Here is an 18,703-nt window from a genome sequence, read left to right as displayed (position 1 = left end):
CATATGATTTCATGATTATTCCCTTCATTTCATTTTCAATGCGCATGTTTTTACCACGAAACAGGTGTTACTTCGCTTTATTCACGTCAAGTTTTAGTTAAAAAAAAGCCAGTAGAGTTATCCTACTGGCTAGTCATTTCATTTATAGCAAAAATATCAGTCGTTAATACTCAACGACTTTAGTAGCAAACTTCTTATCATGCCACGGCTGATTTGAGTGCGATAAATATTGTGCTCCACTGTATAAAACATAGAGACCCAAACTCGCAACACTCAGGTAGATTTTCTGAAATTCACGCTTCAAATAACGTGATTGCGTCATAGGATCATCAGTTATGGATTCAACTGAAAGACGCAAAAAATAACGTGAAAACGAATTACCTAACAATCGATAACATAACCAGTGATAACCCATATACACACCAATCGTAATAAGCATTACGCCGATAATAATAAGTAGCAACACTGGTAGTGCTATTGCATCATGAAACGAAACGGTCATTCCTGTCCCTTGAGAAGCATAAGATAGCACCCCAAGATAGATATCTTTCGCTATCATGGCAAACATCTGCACAATAGCAATATCAATAACAAATGATCCGAGTCGCTTATATTTTTGCTTAAAGCTCATTAATTAACGACCAAGCTTAGCGTTAATTGCCACTTTATATCCAGCAGCTTGAGCGCCATAGATAGCTTGAACTGCCGTAGCACCAACTTTAACTAAACCTTTAGCACCAAGCTCTTGGGTCCAATAGGCGTTGTCTTTCACTAATTCACTATCTTTTACTGAGATACGTAAACGAGTGATACAAGCATCAACATCAACGATATTGTCTTGGCCACCTAATGCTTCAATCATCTGGTCAATTAAAGGATCGCTGCCATCTTTACCTGCCGCCTTTGCTGCATGGAAATCTTTCTTCGATACAACGGCAACCGCACTACCTTTACGACCCGGAGTTTTCACGTCAAATTTAACGATATACCAACGGAATAAGAAGAAGTAGATTGGCGCATAGAAAGCCCCTACGATTGGAATGTAGTACCAGTTGTTTTGAGTACCAGTTAAGCCTGGCAATATACCAAACAAGCTGAAATCAATGAAACCACCACTAAACGTCATACCTACTTTTACATTCAGCAAGTCCATTAACATGAACGAGATACCCGCTAGAGGCACATGAATGAAGTAATAAAGCGGCGCAGACAAGAATAGGAATGTGAACTCGATAGGTTCAGTAATACCGGTCAGGAATGCCGTTAATGCGATAGAGAATAATAAACCACCGGCAACTTTTTTGTTCGCGTCATCCGCTAGTGTGTACATCGCATACGCTGCGGCTGGGAGGCCAAACATCATGAATGGGAATTTACCCGTCATAAAGTTAGTTGCAGAGAATTGAGAGTAATCACCATTTGCAAGTGATGCGAAGAAGATGTTTTGCGTACCTTTTACAAGGTGACCTGCAATCTCAGCGGTTCCACCAATCTCACTTTGCCATAGCGGTAAGTAGAATACGTGATGAAGACCAACAGGGATAAGTGAACGTTCAATAAAGCCGAAGATAAACGAGGCAATATAACCATTACCCGATGCTGTCATTTCGCCAAGACCTGCCCCAATAGAGCCAAATAATGCACCGATATATGGCCATACAAATACTAGCGCGATACCGTAAAACAATGCAGAGAATGCAGAGATAATCGGAACAAATCGTGCTCCAGCAAAGAAGCCTAGATAATCAGGTAAAACCACATCATGATATTTATTATGCAGCAATACCGTTAAACCACCGGCAATCAAACCACCGAACACTCCCATGTTCAACGTATTTGAAATGCCAAGAGTATTACCTAAAATACCGGCGTAATGTGTGCCCATAAGAACAACAGTATTGCCGTCAACCATGCCAGAAACAGCAAGTGTTTTAGCAATCGCAACGTTCATTACAAGGAAAGAAATAGCCGCAGCTAGAGCAGCGGAACCTTTCTCTGCACGAGCAAAACCAATCGCAATAGCTAAAGCAAATAATAATGGAAGGTTACCAAATACGATATCACCAGTTGCTGTCATAATTTGTAGGAAATTATTAAGAACTGTACCTTCTTGTAAAATTGAAATGTTGTATGCTTCAACCATACTCTGGTTAGTAAAGCTTCCCCCGATTCCCAGCATAATACCTGCTGCTGGTAGCAGTGCTATCGGAAGCATTAACGCTTGCGATAATTTACTAAAAAAGGCCTTCATAACCCCTTACTCCTTAATTTATAATTATGTTTACTAAATATTACAAGAACACTTAGCTTGCGTACCTTATTCGCCTCTTTATATGTTGTCAAACCATTAAGAGCCTAGTAGATGAAAGACTGATATTTTTTTGATCTCATTTAATTTAAAGCATGAAAAAATACTTAAAAAAGCCTATATAATGATCGATATCATGAAATTATCGCCCTTCTTTAGTGACAAAAATTTAAACTAAAGACACAGCTTCATACCATTATTATTAACGGTTAATAAATAATTTTTGAAAGTTTAATGTTGTAATTTGTTGTACTTTCTCAAGCTCACACTGTTGCAAAATAGCCAGCTTTTTAGCCACATCAACAACATAGGCCGGTTGATTCTCTTTTCCTCTATGAGGTACTGGCGCGAGGAAAGGAGAGTCGGTCTCAATCAGCAATCTTTCCAAAGGCAATTTTTTCACTACTTCCTGCAACTCTGTAGCTTGATTAAATGTAATGATCCCAGATAAAGAGATGTAAAATCCAAGCTCCATTGCAGATTCTGCAAAAGCGAGATCTTCTGTAAAGCAATGAATCACGCCTCCACATTTTTCAGCATGTCCATTCTTTAATAAGTCTAAGGTTTCCTTTCGAGCATTACGGGTATGAATAATCAAGGGTTTGTTTAACTCAACGGCTAATTCAACATGTTGCTCAAACAATTCAGTTTGACGTGCTGCGGTTTCAGGCTGATAGAAAAAATCAAAGCCAGTCTCCCCTATTGCCACCACTTTAGGATTTTGAGCAAATATCTTGAATTGTTCATAATCAAAATCACTTTCGCAATCGAGTGGATGTACCCCACAAGAGGCATGCACGTTATCAAAAGGCTCTATCATATTGAGCATGTTAGGAAAGGCCTCTAATGTCACACCTACACTTAACATTTGTTCGACACCTACTTGTTTCGCTTTTGCAATAACATCAGCCACATCAAGGTGTAAATCGTTGTAGTTAAGTTTATCTAAATGACAATGTGAATCTATGAACATGCGTGATCGTTCCATATTTAAATGTTGAAAAGAAAAAGTAATTAAAGCAGATAGTTTATGATTGGGTAAACTTTAGCAACCAATCAACAATCAGCAACTCACTATTAAGCCCGCTTGATGTGATCAATAACTGTTGTAACTTCAGTAACTCATGATATTGCTCATAAGCCTGTTGATATGATAATAGTTGAGATAATTGAATGAAATGTGGGTTTTTAATATCCTGCGACATACAAAAATGTGATTTTTGAATATCCGCTAATATATAGAGTAGCCAGCGAATTTTCTCTAACGGTTCAGTTTTAAACATCACCTGTACTTCAGAGATTCTTAATTGCTTAGTCTGAATTAGGTTGAGCATTAATTTCTGTAGTGCATTAAATTCTGGTGCTTTATCTTGCTCAATAAATGATAACGCTAATAAAGGGGAATCTGCATACATCTTTATACATTGCCAATCAACCATAGGAGCATCACTGGCCGAAATTTTCTCACTTAACCAATCCAAAAATGCCAATTTACCCAAAGGCTTAACTTGCCATATTTGACAACGGCTAATAATAGTCGGAAGTAAGCGTGATTTATCCGTACTCAGCAACACAAAGTTACATTGCTGTGGTGGCGTCTCCAACGTTTTTAATAAAGCGTTTGCTGCTGATTCATTCATGGCCTCAGCCGGTGAAATAATAACAATACGCTTACCACCAAGTTGAGATGATTCTAAAGCTAACCGATTGGCTTCACGAACTTGGTCAACAACAATATTTTTACCTTCTTTTTCGGGTCTAACCCAGTGAATATCAGGGTGGTTTCCACTTTTGCTAAGATCGCAGCTATGACAAAATCCGCACGCCTCTTCAGTCGCATTTTTACACACAACCGCCATGGCCAGTTTTTCAACAATAGATTCAATGCCTGTGCCAGATTTGGCTTGGCATAAAATCGCATTCGGCAAAGATTGTTGTCGTAAAAGATCTTGCCAATGTTGCCAGGTCGTGGCTAACCAAGGGTATTCAGACATGGATAGTGCTCCTACTTCGAAGAATCAAGAATTAGCTCAACCAAACAGTTAAAGCTTGGCGGATATCCGCCGTTACCGATTCTAAATCTTGATTAGCATTTATGGTAATGATTGAAGCATCTAGCTCTGCGGCTTCTAAGTAACGCGCCCGTGCACGCTCAAAAAAACCAAGATCCATTTTCTCTATACGATCAAGCTCTCCACGTCCACGAGCTCGTTTTAAACCAATCTCCGGATCAATATCCAGGTACAAAGTTAAATCAGGCTTAAAGTTACCTAATGTGGTTTTTTTCAAATTCATCATAACTTCAGGAGCGATTTGACGACCACCACCTTGATAAGCTTGTGATGACAAATCATGCCGATCGCCCAACACCCAATGACCGAGTGTTAAGGCTGGCTTAATCACATTTTCGACTAATTGCACTCGTGCAGCATACACTAATAATAATTCGGTAATATCGTGTAATACTTCACCATCATGGTCTTCTTTGACTAAGCTACGCATTTTTTCAGCGAGAACCGTTCCGCCTGGTTCCCGCGTCTGCACAACATCTGTAATATCGTGCTGCTTAAAAACATCTAAAACAGTGCTAATAGCCGTACTTTTACCTGCACCTTCTAAGCCTTCAATTACTACAAATTTTGCATTAGCCATCATTTATTTTTATTCGCTTTTAAAGTTTTAAGGTAATTACGTACAGCACGATTATGTTCAACAAGCGACTTGCTAAATACATGCCCACCATTACCGCTAGCCACAAAGTATAAATAGCTACTTTTCTCAGGATTTAATGCTGCTCGAATCGATTCAACACCAGGCATCGCAATAGGCGTTGGTGGTAATCCATCAATCACATAAGTGTTATAAGCCGTCGGTGTATTTAAATCTTTACGCGTGATATTCCCATCATATTTATCACCAATACCATAAATGACGGTTGGATCAGTCTGCAACCTCATATGTCTATTGAGTCGATTCACAAAAACAGAAGCTACTCTCCTACGCTCAGATTCAATCGCCGTTTCTTTTTCGATAATCGACGCCAAAATTAATGCATCATAAGGCGCTTTTAAGGGCAAGCCTTTACTGCGGCCTTCCCATGACCGATCTAGCTCTTTGTTTAATGCTCGATGAGCCCGCTTTAGTATATCTAAATCACTCATACCACTAGTGTAATGATAGGTCTCTGCTAAAAGTAGACCTTCTAGCTTAGAGTTATCTTCACCTAAATCATCGGCAATTTTTGCCTCCGTCATACCAGAGGTTTTATGAACAAGTCCTTGAGCATTTTTTAATTGTAATATCCATTCACTAAAACGACTACCCTCAATAAAAGTGATCGAAAACTGGTGTTCTTTACCAGCAACCATCATAGCCAATAAAGATTGTAGAGACTGATTGGGTGTTATCTGAAACGTCCCTGCTTTTATTCGCACTAGTTCTGGGTACAAGCGAGGTAATAAACGGGAAAACGCTATCGGTTTTAGCCACTTCTCCTTCTCCATTTTATGCAGAGCACTGCTTAACGTCATCCCGTTAGAAACCGTTAGCAATTGTGGAGACTGAACCATTAGCGGCTGTTCTATATAGTGCTGCACTTGGTTTTTTACATAAAATAGAGTACCAATCGCAACAATAATAAGTATGGAAAGCAATATAAGTAGTTTCTTTATCACGGGTTTAGCTTCTCCTGAAAATCACGTGTTTTAGTTCCAATGAAGTAACTCTGTGCTTCACTATGTAACATGCTATCAATACTTATAACGGGAACAATTCCGTGCAAAGCATTTGATATGAAAATTTCATCTGCATCCAATAAGTCTTGTAGTAAATAACTACCGACTTTAGGTAAAAGTGAAAGCGATTGAGCCAATTGCAAAACTTGGTGTCGCATCGTACCTGCCACACCGCAAGAACTCAAATCCGACGTGTATAGGTAATCATTCTTTATCCAAAACAAGTTGGAAGCACTGGTTTCTATGACTTTATGATTTAAGTCACACACCACAACATCATCATACGATAAGTGCTCTATATTGGACTTAATCAATACCTGTTCTAATCGATTATTATGTTTTATTCCTGCGAGTAACGGATTGAGACCTAAATTAATGACACTAATACCTAAGTTCACCCCATCATTTTGCCAATGTTTATAATACGTAGGATAATCAAACGCATGAATGGTTATTTGAGGCGAATTTGCTCCAATTGCATTATAACCTCGCCCACCACATCCACGACTAATGTGAATTTTAATGCCACTGTATTGCAACTTTAATGGAGATGCTGAGAGCAAAACTTTCTTTAACCATCCTTGAACAACGACCCAATCAGGTTTTGCTATATTTAAAACGAACAAGGCTTTATCTAAACGCTGTTGGTGTAGAGACCAATGTTGAATATGTCCATCGACGATCAGCATCGTGGTAAAGCAACCATCACCATATTGGAATGAACGATCACTTAAAGCTATATGGGCTTGCTCTTCACCATTAACATAAAACATCAAATATAAGCGTCCCTTTCGTTTTCATTACTATTTAAATAAAAAACGGCTTAATGCTCGCGCATCAAACCGTTTTCTCATCTTATCAGAAGATAATGCCGTTTAACTACATTACATTCTCTTAAAGATAAGTGAGCCATTCGTGCCACCAAAACCAAATGAGTTACATAAAGCATATTCCATGTTCTCAACTTTACGCGCCGTATGAGGAACGTAATCAAGATCACAGCCTTCATCTGGATTATCTAAATTAATCGTCGGGGGTACGATTTGATCAACCAGTGTCATTGCGGTAATAATCGATTCCACTGACCCTGCAGCGCCAAGTAAATGACCTGTCATTGATTTTGTTGATGACACTAGTACTTTCTTACAAGCTTCTTCACCAAGAGCGCGTTTAATGCCTAGTGTTTCTGCTACATCGCCTGCTGGAGTTGAAGTACCATGAGCGTTCACATAGCCAATTTGATCACCAGTGATCCCTGCATCGCGAAGAGCAGCTTCCATAGCAAGCGCACCACCAGAGCCATCAGCACTTGGTGAGGTCATGTGATAAGCATCACCACTCATACCAAAGCCTACAATTTCACAGTAAATTTTAGCGCCGCGAGCTTTTGCATGTTCGTATTCTTCAACCATCATCATGCCAGCACCATCACCAAGGACAAAACCATCACGATCTTTATCCCAAGGACGAGAAGCAAGATGTGGTGCGTCATTTCGACTTGATAAGGCTTTCGCAGCTGCAAAACCGCCCATAGCAAGCGGCGTTGATGCTTTTTCAGCACCGCCAGCTAGCATGGCATCAGCATCACCATAAGCGATCATACGCGCAGCATGGCCGATATTATGCAGCCCTGTCGTACAAGCAGTTGAAATCGCAATATTTGGACCGCGTAGACCATTAATAATCGATAAGTGGCCTGCAATCATATTTACAATGGTTGATGGCACAAAAAATGGGCTAATCTTACGTGGGCCTTTTTCTTTTAATGCAATGGCGGCATCTTCAATGATCCCGATACCGCCGATACCGGAACCAATCGCAACACCGATACGGGCATTGTTTTCTTCAGTCACAACGATACCTGAGTCTTGAAACGCTTGAATACCAGCTGCAACGCCGTACTGGATAAATAAATCCATCTTACGCGCATCTTTTTTTGACATGTACTCTTCACAATTAAAGTCTTTTACTAGACCTGCAAAACGAGTACTAAAATTGGTTGCATCAAAGTGTTCGATATTAACAATACCACTTTGACCAGCTAATAGGGCCTTCCAAGAGGAATCAACAGTGTTGCCTACCGGTGACAACATCCCCATGCCTGTAACTACTACACGACGTTTGGACACGATTTTTTCTCCGGAGATTTATAGAGAGAATGAGAGAGATAAAATAGAAGAGATATAAAAAAACTCAGGCGGTCTAGGAGACCGCCTGGGGGTGTTATTATTACTGTGCGCTGTTTACGTAATCGATCGCAGCTTGAACAGTAGTAATTTTTTCTGCTTCTTCATCAGGAATCTCGGTATCGAATTCCTCTTCTAAAGCCATTACTAGCTCTACTGTATCCAAAGAATCAGCACCTAGATCATCAACGAAAGAAGCTTCATTTTTCACTTCTGCTTCATCTACACCTAGTTGTTCAATAATGATTTTTCTTACGCGTTCTTCGATGTTGCTCATTTTTCTTTTCCTATTACAGAGAGTTCGCTTAAATGCGATGTTGTCAGTAGTTTATTCAAACTTTGAAAAGTTGCAAGGGTGACCTTGCTGGTCAAACCACAATTTTTCGCTTTTTGACTGAAATTTAATACATTTTTGACCTAAATCATGCCTTTGGTTATAAAAACACCACCAAAAACGACTTAAACCATGTACATACCACCATTTACATGCAGTGTTTCGCCAGTCATGTAAGCCGCATCATCAGAAGCTAAAAATGCAACAACTGATGCAATTTCGCGCGGATCACCTAATCGGCCAGCAGGCACTTGTGCAAGTGTAGCAGCACGTTGGTCATCATTCAGCGCTTTTGTCATATCTGTTTCGATAAAACCCGGGGCAACAGTATTGACTGTGATACCACGAGAAGCAACTTCACGAGCCATCGATTTAGTAAAACCAATCACACCCGCTTTTGCAGCTGCGTAGTTAGCTTGACCTGCATTCCCCATGGTTCCGACAACAGAACCTACGTTTATAACACGGCCATGACGTTTTTTCATCATGCCGCGAAGCACTGCTTTAGACAAACGGAAGATCGATGTTAAGTTGGTGTCCATAATATCTTGCCATTCGTCATCTTTCATACGCATTAGCAAGTTATCACGAGTAATACCTGCATTATTGACTAAAATATCAATACTGCCAAACTCGTCATTAATCGCTTTAATGGTATCAGCCACAGAATCAGCATTCGTGACGTTTAGTGCTAAACCTTTGCCATGATCACCAAGGTAATCACTGATGGCTTGTGCACCAGACTCACTTGTTGCAGTGCCAATAACGGTCGCACCACGCTCAACTAATAACTCAGCAATAGCTCGGCCAATACCACGACTGGCGCCAGTTACTAATGCAATTTTACCTTCAAGGTTCATTCTATGTCCTTAATTTTCACTAAAATAACTGCTATCTATTAAATAACAGTAACTTAAATATTATACGCGTGCTGCATCAAGTGAAGCTACGTCATTGACGGCTTGCGCTGAAAGAGTTTTCACGATGCGTTTAGTCAGGCCAGTGAGCACTTTACCTGGGCCAAATTCTAAAAGGTTCTCAATACCTTGCTCACTGATGCTAACCACACCTTCAGTCCAACGAACTGGATTATATAGCTGGCGAACAAGTGCATCTTTAATTTTCTCAGGATCTGTTTGAGCGATAACATCAACGTTGTTAATCACAGGGATGACCGGCGTACTAAATTCAATATCAAGTAATGCTTCTGCTAATTTATCCGCAGCTGGCTTCATTAATGCACAGTGTGACGGAACAGAGACCGGAAGAGGTAAAGCACGCTTAGCGCCCGCTTCTTTGCATAATGCGCCAGCACGTTCAACAGCCGCTTTATTTCCCGCAATCACAACTTGACCTGGTGAGTTAAAGTTTACTGGGGAGACCACTTCATCTTGCGCTGCATCTTCACACGCTTGAGCAATAGCAGCATCATCTAAACCAATAATTGCATACATTGCGCCAACACCTGCAGGTACCGCTTGCTGCATTAACTCACCACGAAGGGCGACCAATTTTATCGCTTGTTTAAAATCAATCACACCTGCACACACTAGAGCGGTATATTCCCCTAAACTGTGACCAGCAATGATTTGAGGCTGTGCGCCACCCACTTCATTCCATACGCGCCAAATAGCAACAGATGCCGCTAACAATGCAGGTTGAGTACGAAAAGTTTCGTTTAAATCTTCAACAGGTCCATTTTGTACTAATGCCCAAAGATCATAACCTAAGGCTTCTGATGCTTCTGAAAAAGTAGACTTAACGACATCATATTGCTCACCAAGATCAGATAACATACCAACCGTTTGTGAGCCTTGTCCTGGAAAAACAACAGCAAACTTACTCATCGCAAATTTCCTTTTAACTAAGTGGGATGTATAGAACTAGTAAAAAATCTACACATAAAAATTAGAATTTAACGAGGGCTGAGCCCCATGTGAATCCACCGCCAAATGCCTCAAGCAACAACATATGACCACGCTGAATTCGTCCATCACGCACCGCTTCATCTAATGCGGTAGGGACCGTTGCCGCTGACGTATTACCATGACGATCTAGCGTCACTACGACTTGATCTAAAGACATCGCTAACTTCTTAGCCGTTGCAGAAATAATACGTAAATTAGCTTGATGTGGTACAAGCCAGTCAAGCTCATGTTTTGCCATATCATTCGCAGCCAACGTATCTTTCACTAGTTTAGACAACTGAGTCACTGCAACCTTAAAAACTTCATTACCAGCCATATGTAGCCAAGCATCAATACTCTCGCCACGTTTGGTTTCTTCAAGGCTTAATAATTCGCCAAAACGACCATCGGCATGTAGATGGGTTGAGATAATGCCTTTCTCTTCCGTTGCACCTAATACTACCGCTCCCGCCGCATCACCAAACAGAATGATTGTCGAGCGATCCGTTGGATCACACGTTTTTGACAACGCATCAGCACCAATCACGAGGACATTCTTCGCAATGCCCGATTTGATATGCTGATCAGCAACAGAAAGTGCATACACAAAACCCGTACATGCTGCAGATAGATCAAATGCAGGACACCCTGTAATGCCAAGCCTTGCTTGAACTTGGCATGCAGACGATGGAAACTTATGACTTGCCGTGCTTGTCGCGAGAATGATCAAGTCTATGTCGTTTTTATCGATGCCTGACATCTCAATAGCATTAACTGAGGCATGATAGGCCATATCCGCTACAGACTCATCTGGTGCAGAAATACGACGTTCACGAATACCAGTGCGAGTAACAATCCACTCGTCAGTAGTATCCACCATTTTTTCTAAATCGGCGTTGGTACGCACATGTTCTGGCAAATAGCTGCCAGTGCCTAAAATTTTGCTATTCATGAAGACTAATAATGCCTCTCGAGTAATACCGCTTCTAAACGATCACTTATACGGCTTGGGACCTGCTGCTTGACTTCATATACAGCCTCACCAATCGCATTGATAATGGCAGACGTATCCGCTTGCCCATGGCTTTTGATAACAATTCCGCGTAATCCTAACAAACTTGCGCCATTATACTGGTCGGGGTTCAATGTTTTTAGTTCATTAAATAAGCCAGAAAATAATTTTTTTGCAATCCAACCTTTTATTGTCGATGAGACAAAATGATTTTTCACTTTATCTAAGAATAGATGCGCTACGCCTTCACAAGACTTTAAGCACACGTTACCGACAAACCCATCACAAACTATCACATCTGCAACATCATAAAAAAGCTGATTTCCTTCAATATAGCCACAATAATTAATTTCTTTCGTCTGTAAGAGAAGTTCAGAACAACGCTTAACTAAGTCATTGCCTTTAATTTCTTCCTCTCCCACATTTAAGATAGCAACACGAGGTTTATAATTAGTATGCACCTCGGCTAGCGCACTTCCCATTACGGCAAACTGAAATAAGGTATCGGCATCAACAGATATATTGGCCCCGAGATCAAGCATCCATGTGCGCTTTCCTGTAATCGTCGGTAATGCACTGACTAAAGCTGGTCGCTCTAAGCCTGGTAATAATTTTAGACGAAATTTTGATAACGCCATTAACGCGCCAGTATTGCCACCACTAACACAAGCATCTGCTTCTGTATCAGCGACCAAATCAAGCGCAATACGCATTGAACTTCCCGCGCTATTTCTTAACGCTAAAGATGGCTTTTCACAGTTAGATATGCATTTATCACTGTGTTTAATGACGAGACGATGACTCGGATAGTACCCGATAGATGTCAGTTGCTGCGTGATAAGCTCACGGTCACCAACAAGAATAACTTTCAGCTCTGGGAAATGTGACAATGCCTGCACGGCGGCAGGCACTGTTACGCGAGGACCGAAATCCCCGCCCATTGCATCAAGTGCAACGGTTATAGTTTGCAAAGGTCAACCTTACTTGTTGATAACCTTTTTGCCACGGTAGAAACCGTCAGCAGTCACGTTGTGACGTAGGTGAGTTTCACCTGAAGTTGCATCTACAGATAACGCACTAGTTGTTAGCGCATCATGTGAACGACGCATGCCACGCATTGAACGTGATTTTTTGCTCTTTTGTACGGCCATGACCCTACTCCTTTGTTTTAAACACTGACACGGTTTACACAGTATTAGCGCTTTAAATTTTTTAAAACATCGAAAGGATTCGGCTTATCTTCAAGAAGATCTTCTGGAAGTTTGCCAAATACCAAATTGTTTGATTTAACGCTACATTCAGATTCGTCATGCATTGGGATTTGAGGTAATTCTAGAATGAACTCGTCTTCCACTAGTTTAATCAAATCCAACTCACCGTACTCGTTTAGATCTACCAAATCATACTCTTCGGGTGCGTCTTGTTCACTTTTCTCATTATAATAAGGAGTACAAGTGAACTCTACTTCACACAAATGGGCGAAGTTTTGATTACAGCGTTGACATTCTAATTCAACTTCAACGTTAGCTTTACCAGAGATAACGGTGAGTCGTTGTTCATCCAACTCAAAATTCAATGCAACTTCTGCGTCGCGTTTGACGCCTTCAGTTAACTCGGCAACTCGCTTTAATAAACTGCTTTGGATTATACCTTGATAATCTAAACGTTTTTGGGCAGATTTTGCTGGGTCCACTGTACGCGGTATTTTTACCTTTTGCATAGGGCGCGAATATTATCCTTCAAAACAAATTTAGTCAAAGAAAAAGGGAAAAAACTTACCTATCCCTCTTGCTTATTTCTATTTTAATCTTAGCTCACATCAAATCTCTATGACGAGAGCATCCAATTGCTTTATCGTAACCATTATACGTTCATAACAATACAAAGAATCATTATATGCAACATACAAATTTGATTTTAGCATCTACTTCCATTTACAGAAAAGCACTACTAAACAAATTAGCCATACCTTTCACAGCGTTAGATCCACAGTGCGATGAAACACCACTTCCAAATGAAAGTGCACAACAATTAGTCACACGTCTAGCACGAATAAAAGCACAATCTTGTCAGTTAGACTTAACTAAAACCAATATCGTAATTGGTTCTGATCAAGTCTGTATCATAGACGATGAAATAATAGGTAAGCCACTTAATCGTGCAAATGCCATTACTCAACTTTCACGCTCTAATGGTCGTTCCATTACCTTTTATACCGGTATTGCCGTTTACAACTCAACCACAAATCAATGCGATGTTGAATTGGATACTTTTATCGTTCGTTTTCGCAAGCTCAGCCCTTCACAGATTGAAAATTATGTCGATAAAGAGCAGCCTTTCTATTGTGCGGGTAGTTTCAAAAGCGAAGGTCTTGGCATTGCATTATTTGAACGCCTCGAAGGAAATGACCCTAATAGTTTAATTGGTCTTCCACTCATCACATTGATCAATATGCTCGAAAAACAAGGTATCGCTATTTTATAAACAATCACAACAAACCTATAAATACAACATATGACACAACCGTTATGGTTTCACACGTAATTGAGCAAGCGCAGTTTCTAATTTAGTTTCCATCGGTGCTGAAATATCCATCTTTTCATCCGTTGCCGGGTGAATAAACTTAATATTCGCGGCATGTAAGAATAACCGATTTAATCCTACTTTCGCTGTGTACGCATCAAAGCGGCGATCACCATAGCGGTCATCCCAAGCAATTGAATGGCCAACATATTGACAATGAACACGGATCTGATGGGTACGCCCCGTGATCGGGCTGGCTTGAACCAATGTAGCTTGTTCAAATGCCTCTAACACTTTGAAGCGCGTTTCTGATGCTTTGCCATTAGGATTAACACGAACAATACTATTCACTTCATTTTTCAGTAATGGTGCTTTCACAGCTTTGCAACTTGGCTTCCATTGCCCCATGACTAAAGCAAAATAATATTTTTGAACGGTTTTCTCTCGAAATTGAGCTTGTAGGTGACGCAGTGCTGAACGTTTTTTAGCTACCAATAATATACCGGAAGTATCACGATCAATACGGTGGACAAGCTCTAAAAATCGGGCGTCAGGACGCAGCGCTCTTAAAGCCTCAATCGCACCGAACTTCAGTCCACTCCCACCATGAACCGCAGTTCCAGAAGGTTTGTTCAAAATAAGTAAGCTATCATCCTCAAAAATAATACAATTTTCCAGTTCAGAGACTTTCTCTAATTTAGTGCTTATTTGTGGCGCATCCTCTTCCAACGTAATCTTCACTGGAGGAATACGAACCGAGTCACCCGCTTGTAATTTATATTCAGCTTTTATGCGCTTTTTATTTACACGCACTTCTCCCTTTCTCAAGATACGGTAAATCATACTTTTAGGGATTTGTTTAAGTTGATTACGCAAAAAATTATCAATTCTTTGCCCTGCCATATCGGCATCAATCTCAATAAATTTTATTTCAGTTTTAATTTCGTTCATAGCGCATATTCTATCATTCAAATTCCTACATGTGTCACAAGTATAAACAATAAATTACTCCTATTTTATACCACTAGAATTCAATTACACTGTGACAATGAAAAAAACGTATTAAATAGACACTAATACCATGATAAATAAAAATAATTAACCTTAACAAAATAACACGATAACCATAGACGTTCGAAAGTTAACCACAGGTTTTCCTATTTATTTACCCGCTTTATTAGAAAGCTGATTGCTGATATTTCTTCTCACTGTTATAGTTCATGCCTGTAAAAGGTAGTTCGAACATTTTCTATACAATTTGATACCACCTCTATACAAATTTGAGTAGAAAGCTTCTTAAGTGTGTGCTGCATTAGGCGTAAGACACAACACGAAGAAGGCCAACTTATCGCCTACTCACGTAACCAATGAAGAAGTAATACCGACTCGAATCGGACCAGGCCTATTATTGATTAAAGATAGTGGTCTGGTGACTATTGTGCCCCAGAGCATCCCCTATACAGCCGTGAGGCTGAAGCCAAAGCCATGGGATCTGGCACCTTTGGACGACTAAAGCGATAAGCAATTATCACGAAGAAAAACAACGAGAAATAACAAAATGAAAAGAATGTTGATCAACGCGACTCAAAAAGAAGAGTTGCGCGTCGCATTAGTTGATGGTCAAAAACTGTTTGATTTAGATATCGAAAGTCCTGGCCATGAATCTAAGAAAGCAAATATTTATAAAGGACGTATTACACGCGTAGAACCAAGTTTAGAGGCTGCATTTGTAGACTATGGTGCTGATCGTCACGGTTTCCTTCCCCTTAAAGAAATTGCAAAAGAATACTTCCCTACTGGTTATACATACCAAGGCCGCCCTAGCATTAAAGAAGTGCTAAAAGAAGGTCAAGAAGTTATTGTACAAGTAGAAAAAGAAGAGCGAGGTCAAAAAGGTGCAGCCTTGACGACATTCATTTCTTTAGCGGGTAGCTACTTAGTTCTAATGCCTAATAACCCTCGTGCTGGCGGTATTTCACGTCGTATCGAAGGTGATGAACGTACTGAGCTTAAATCAGCGCTAAGCACTTTAGAATTACCACAAGGTATGGGCTTAATTGTCCGCACAGCGGGTGTTGGTAAAAGCGCTGAAGAACTTGAGTGGGATTTAAACATCCTACTTAAGCATTGGTCTGCAATTAAAGATGCTTCTGATACTGAATCAGCCCCATTCTTAATCCACCAAGAAAGCAATGTCATCGTCCGTGCTATTCGTGACTATTTGCGTCGTGATATTGGTGAGATTTTAATTGATAGCAATACAATTTATGAACGTGCACGCGATCATATTCAACTTGTTCGCCCTGATTTCGTTTCACGCGTAAAAAAATATGATGGTGATATTCCGCTATTCACTCATTATCAGATTGAAAGCCAAATTGAATCTGCTTTCCAACGCGAAGTTCGCTTGCCTTCTGGTGGCTCAATTGTTATCGACCCAACCGAAGCATTAACGTCTATTGATATCAACTCAGCTCGTGCGACTAAAGGCAGTGATATTGAAGAAACAGCGCTCAACACCAACTTAGAAGCAGCCGATGAAATTGCACGTCAATTACGTCTACGCGATCTAGGTGGCCTTGTTGTTATCGACTTCATTGATATGACACCTGTACGCCATCAACGTGAAGTTGAAACACGTATGCGCGATGCTGTTCGTATGGACCGTGCTCGTGTTCAAATCGGTCGTATTTCACGATTCGGCCTACTAGAAATGTCTCGTCAACGCTTGAGCCCTTCTCTTTCTGAAGCTAGCCACCATATTTGCCCTCGCTGTACAGGTACAGGTGTGGTTCGTGATAATGAATCATTAGCTCTTTCTGTTTTACGACTGATTGAAGAAGAAGCACTAAAAGATAACAGTTCACAAGTTCTTGCCGTGGTTCCTGTTCCTATCGCGTCTTACTTATTAAATGAAAAACGTAAATCTATTCAACACATTGAGAAATATCAAAATGTAAACATCATTGTAGTTCCTAATGCTGATATGGAAACGCCTCACTTTGAGGTTATGCGTTTACGTGATGGTGAAGAGCACCAGATTCTATCTTATTTGATGCCTCAGCGTATTGAATCAATCAAAGAGTCTGAAAGCCGTGAGCCAATCGCTGATATAAAACCCCGTCGTATTGAAGAACCAGTACTGAAAGGTTTTGCTGCGTCCGCTCCAGCACCTGCTGCGACGGCTAAACCAGTAATAGCTGAACCGAAAAAAGTACAACCAAAAGAAAAATCTACTGGTTTCTTTAAGACCATCACAAATTTCTTATTCGGTTCAAATGAAAGCGAAAAAGAAGCACAAACAAAAGAAGCACCTAAACCTGCGACAGCTTCAAGCCATAATAAGCGTAACGAACAATCAAATAATCGTAGCTATAACAATCGTGACCGTAATGATCGTAATAATGATCAACGTAAGCGACGTAAGCCGCGCGATGAAGATCAGCTAGATAAAAAAGCAGATCAAGATGTTCGTCAGAAAAGAAAGCGCAAGCCTAAACAAGATAAAAAGCCAGCAGCGCCTAAAGAAACCAACAAATTGGTAGAACAAGGCCAAAAAATTGCGGCTGAGGCTCAAGAAGCAGCGGTAACGCCATCTCACGAAGAGAAGACAACACAAATTAAACAACGACGTCAACGTCGTCAGATGAAGAAAAAAGTCCGTGTTAATTCACAGCCGAAAGAAGATGATGTCGTGATAGCGAACGATACTCCTCAAGCGGCACAAGAAAATGCCCCTGTTATTCAAGAGATGGAAACCACTCAAGACAATAGCATTGAAAATGTAGAGCAAAAAGAAGATGGTCAGCAACGTCGTAATCGTCGTTCTCCTCGTCATCTTCGTGCCAGTGGTCAACGTCGTCGTCGCACTCGTGATCGTCGTCCTAACCCATATCGTTTGCGTATCGGTGGTGTTGCATCTCCTGAGATGGCGATGGGTAAAGTCTGGCCTAAATATGCAGAACAGATTCAAACTCTTGCAGTAGAAACTGAAAAATCGGTAGAAAGCCTGACAGTTGATAACAATCTTGCGCCGACATTTGGTGGTGTTGCTTGTCCTGAAATGTCTATGGGCAAAGTCGTCATCTATCGCCCAAAAGCATTGGCATCAGAATCAGACAGTAATGCTGATGACGTAGTAGAGTCTGCTCTTGTAGAAGAAACGCCTACGTTAGAAATCGCACCTGTAGTAGATAATGCTGTAGCTGAGACGTCTGGGCCAGCTGTTATAGCACCGACAGAGACTATCGAGCCACAAACAAAAACTGATGCTGTAGAAGAAACTTTGATTGCTGCACCAGAAAAAGTTGTAGTCGCAAAAGTAATCACTGCAACAAACGCCAAAATAAAATCTCATGCTACTGCTCCAATGGCAAAGGCATCGGGCTCTGGTGAGTTGAAAGATATTACTATTGTTGCAGCGTCTTTCCGCGAAACTACTTATTCAGGTAAAGTTGCCGGTAGTGATGCAGCAGCAAAGCAAGCATCATCTGCAATGTCAAAAACAGTTAATTAAGCTTTAACTAATATTACATTGCGAGCAAACCCTAAAAGGCCACTTTGAAGTGGCCTTTTTCATTTATTCCATTATAAAATGCTAACTGTAAAAGTTTACTGATAGTAAAATAACCACCATAGAAATGTTGCAGTTATTTCAACCATTCTGTAACATTCGCTTTCAAAATCACCCGCCCATCTT

At 40.5% G+C, this 18,703-nt stretch carries 18 protein-coding genes; 2 read left to right on the top strand and 16 right to left on the bottom strand.

Going from position 1 to position 18,703, the window contains the following annotated elements:
• Positions 1-163: 163 nt before the first annotated feature.
• The 15 genes from FH976_RS09745 to yceD all read right to left on the bottom strand — a co-directional run bounded on the left by FH976_RS09745 (position 164) and on the right by yceD (position 13,201).
• Positions 164-631, bottom strand: a complete 468-nt coding sequence (locus tag FH976_RS09745) for an RDD family protein (protein WP_194090666.1) — start codon at positions 629-631, stop codon at positions 164-166.
• A 3-nt stretch (positions 632-634) separates the two neighbouring features.
• Complete coding sequence (locus FH976_RS09740) at positions 635-2,251, bottom strand: PTS transporter subunit EIIC (RefSeq protein WP_194090665.1); 1,617 nt, start codon at positions 2,249-2,251, stop codon at positions 635-637.
• 259 nt (positions 2,252-2,510) lie between these two features.
• On the bottom strand, positions 2,511-3,281 hold the full coding sequence (locus FH976_RS09735; RefSeq protein WP_194090664.1) for a TatD family hydrolase: 771 nt from the start codon (positions 3,279-3,281) through the stop codon (positions 2,511-2,513).
• Between the two features lie 55 nt (positions 3,282-3,336).
• Entirely contained in the window at positions 3,337-4,302 is a 966-nt protein-coding gene (gene holB, locus FH976_RS09730; protein WP_194090663.1) for a DNA polymerase III subunit delta', read from the bottom strand.
• A 31-nt stretch (positions 4,303-4,333) separates the two neighbouring features.
• The gene (tmk, locus tag FH976_RS09725; protein ID WP_194090670.1) at positions 4,334-4,960 is read right to left on the bottom strand and encodes a dTMP kinase; all 627 of its coding nucleotides are present in this window, start codon (positions 4,958-4,960) and stop codon (positions 4,334-4,336) included.
• Positions 4,960-5,982, bottom strand: a complete 1,023-nt coding sequence (gene mltG / locus FH976_RS09720; protein ID WP_194090662.1) for an endolytic transglycosylase MltG — start codon at positions 5,980-5,982, stop codon at positions 4,960-4,962. Before mltG ends, tmk begins: the two co-directional genes overlap by 1 nt.
• Positions 5,979-6,815, bottom strand: coding sequence for an aminodeoxychorismate lyase (pabC, locus tag FH976_RS09715; RefSeq protein WP_194090661.1), 837 nt, complete (start codon positions 6,813-6,815; stop codon positions 5,979-5,981). Before pabC ends, mltG begins: the two co-directional genes overlap by 4 nt.
• A 111-nt stretch (positions 6,816-6,926) precedes the next feature.
• Positions 6,927-8,171 (bottom strand): beta-ketoacyl-ACP synthase II, encoded by a 1,245-nt coding sequence (gene fabF, locus FH976_RS09710; protein ID WP_194090660.1) that lies wholly within the window; start codon positions 8,169-8,171, stop codon positions 6,927-6,929.
• 100 nt (positions 8,172-8,271) lie between these two features.
• On the bottom strand, positions 8,272-8,505 hold the full coding sequence (acpP, locus tag FH976_RS09705; protein WP_153447360.1) for an acyl carrier protein: 234 nt from the start codon (positions 8,503-8,505) through the stop codon (positions 8,272-8,274).
• A 182-nt stretch (positions 8,506-8,687) separates the two neighbouring features.
• Entirely contained in the window at positions 8,688-9,422 is a 735-nt protein-coding gene (fabG, locus tag FH976_RS09700; RefSeq protein WP_194090659.1) for a 3-oxoacyl-ACP reductase FabG, read from the bottom strand.
• A 60-nt stretch (positions 9,423-9,482) separates the two neighbouring features.
• Positions 9,483-10,409, bottom strand: a complete 927-nt coding sequence (gene fabD / locus FH976_RS09695; RefSeq protein WP_194090658.1) for an ACP S-malonyltransferase — start codon at positions 10,407-10,409, stop codon at positions 9,483-9,485.
• Positions 10,410-10,470: 61 nt separating this feature from the next.
• On the bottom strand, positions 10,471-11,421 hold the full coding sequence (locus FH976_RS09690) for a beta-ketoacyl-ACP synthase III (RefSeq protein ID WP_194090657.1): 951 nt from the start codon (positions 11,419-11,421) through the stop codon (positions 10,471-10,473).
• A gap of 5 nt (positions 11,422-11,426) precedes the next feature.
• Complete coding sequence (gene plsX, locus FH976_RS09685) at positions 11,427-12,452, bottom strand: phosphate acyltransferase PlsX (RefSeq protein WP_194090656.1); 1,026 nt, start codon at positions 12,450-12,452, stop codon at positions 11,427-11,429.
• Between the two features lie 9 nt (positions 12,453-12,461).
• Positions 12,462-12,632: a 50S ribosomal protein L32 gene (gene rpmF, locus FH976_RS09680; protein WP_190329796.1), complete on the bottom strand. Its 171-nt coding sequence runs from the start codon at positions 12,630-12,632 to the stop codon at positions 12,462-12,464.
• 44 nt (positions 12,633-12,676) lie between these two features.
• A complete protein-coding gene (yceD, locus tag FH976_RS09675; RefSeq protein WP_194090655.1) occupies positions 12,677-13,201 on the bottom strand; it encodes a 23S rRNA accumulation protein YceD in 525 nt (174 codons plus the stop codon).
• A 176-nt stretch (positions 13,202-13,377) separates the two neighbouring features.
• Between yceD and FH976_RS09670 the strand changes: the two genes are divergently transcribed.
• Entirely contained in the window at positions 13,378-13,965 is a 588-nt protein-coding gene (locus tag FH976_RS09670) for a Maf family protein (RefSeq protein ID WP_194090654.1), read from the top strand.
• A gap of 42 nt (positions 13,966-14,007) precedes the next feature.
• On the opposite strand, the gene rluC is transcribed toward FH976_RS09670, so the two are convergent.
• Positions 14,008-14,955 carry a 23S rRNA pseudouridine(955/2504/2580) synthase RluC gene (rluC, locus tag FH976_RS09665; protein WP_194090653.1) on the bottom strand — a complete coding sequence of 316 codons (948 nt, stop codon included), beginning with the start codon at positions 14,953-14,955 and terminating at the stop codon, positions 14,008-14,010.
• A 607-nt stretch (positions 14,956-15,562) separates the two neighbouring features.
• On the opposite strand from rluC, the gene rne reads away from it, so the two are divergent.
• The gene (gene rne, locus FH976_RS09660; RefSeq protein WP_194090652.1) at positions 15,563-18,520 is read left to right on the top strand and encodes a ribonuclease E; all 2,958 of its coding nucleotides are present in this window, start codon (positions 15,563-15,565) and stop codon (positions 18,518-18,520) included.
• Positions 18,521-18,703: the final 183 nt, after the last annotated feature.

The sequence above is a fragment of the Vibrio hibernica genome, from assembly GCF_015223435.1.
Classification (GTDB): Bacteria; Pseudomonadota; Gammaproteobacteria; order Enterobacterales; family Vibrionaceae; genus Vibrio; species Vibrio hibernica.
This window is presented reverse-complemented; position numbering and strand designations above follow the sequence as displayed.